Annotated in this window: 1 pseudogene; it reads right to left on the bottom strand. The window is 54.2% G+C overall.

Annotated elements, in window-relative coordinates:
- Nucleotides 1–236: 236 nt before the first annotated feature.
- Nucleotides 237–1,495: pseudogene (locus ACR0AM_RS21550) on the bottom strand (IS110 family RNA-guided transposase).
- Nucleotides 1,496–1,635 lie beyond the last annotated feature (140 nt).

The following is a 1,635-nucleotide window of genomic DNA, read 5'->3' as shown; positions in this document are numbered from 1 at the left end:
AACGTCCTATATGCGGAACGATCGTCAGATTTGGCATCAGGTCACTGTCATGCTGGGTGTTCCAGCATGGTTGAATGTGTGTCAGTTCGGCGTTTTGGTCAACAACGTGTCTCTCCCATAACAAACACAGAGTACGCTTTTGCGGCTCTCACCGTCCTTAAGACGAGATCTTCGGGTCGTTGAGCAGAAGGCCTGAACATTATCTACGAGGTCAGAAAGCTGCCTCTACGGCCCTGTCAGAGAAGGGTCCTTCTGCTGTCGATCACCCCGCAAAGAAGGGGCGATACGGTTCTCCGCTTTTGATGATCCCATGAACTGTGCGGGCCATCTTGGCGGCGATTGCGGTATACGCCTTTCGGCGCAGATGGGCGTTATGCCGATCCTTCGTGATGTAACGTTCGAACTTGTCACGAAAGCTGTTGGTTGGCTGCATGATAGCTACCTGACCAGCCATCCATAGCGTGCGGCGCAATCTGGCATTGCCGTATTTGGAGAGTTTGGTCTGGCCCCGGAAGGTGCCGGACTGGATGGTCGCGAGGTCCATCCCGCAGAATTTGAGAAACTGCCGGTGATGCCGGAAGCGGCGCAGGTCGCCAGCCTCTGCCAGAATGGTCAGGGCGTTGATGGGCCCAATCCCCGGGATCGAAGTCAGGAGTTTGTAGTCGCTGTTGTTCTTGAGTAGCTCGACGGCGCGATCCTCAATCTCATTACGCTGGGCAATCAGGCTGCGCCCTTCACCCAAGACCAAACGAAACATCTTGGCCGCGTCAGAATCCGATGCGATTGGCAAGCCAACCGAGGCCTTGGCGGTCTGATAAATGTCTGCAAGCAAACGTTCTTTTGAGACTTTGCGGCCGACAACCTCCCATGCGTCGGCAATGAACGCATCTTGATCCATGGCAGAGATGAAATGCGGTGACGGATAGCGCTCCAGGAAGGCGAAGAACCAGTCGCTGCGCGAGCTGCGATGGAAGCGCTCTGCTTCAGGAAAATACAGTGGCAGATAATGGGTCATCACCCGGTGCCATAACTCGGTTTTACAACGAGAGACGATGTCGTGTGTTTTGGATAGTTCCTGCAAGTCATTTGTGCCGCTCAGCAATGGATCGTGATAGAATTGCTCATTCCCGATTTGCATCATGTGCAGGATGACCTGCGCGTCTTTTGGGTCGTTCTTGTCCCAGCTGTTGTTCAGGGCCTCGCGGGTGCGCGCCAAGGCCACGGAAGATACCAGCTTCACCTCGAAACCAGCGATGCCAAGCTGATAAGCCAGAGCGCGGTGGTAATTGCCCGTAGCTTCAAACGCCACGCGGACAGGGCAGCCATAATCCGTGAGTATGGCGATCAACCGATTGAAGTCGTCAAGCTGGTTCAGAATGGTGAAACGGCGTCGGCGCTTCGTCCCAGGGATCTGAAGCAGAACCTCGTGGCGGGATTTGGCAATATCAATCGCCACTAAAACGGCTTCTGACTGTGTAATAATGGTGTCGGTCATAGTCGGTCTCCTCTTCGGTGTGGTTTGTCGCAAAACCACTGTAGAGACCTGAGAACCGGCTATGATCACCTGCTGCGCTATTTGAGGGCTGCGCAGGAAATCATAGCCTCTGCATTAACATCATTCCGAAGGTGTTATGG

Source organism: Ruegeria sp. AD9 (assembly GCF_056542305.1).
This window is presented reverse-complemented; position numbering and strand designations above follow the sequence as displayed.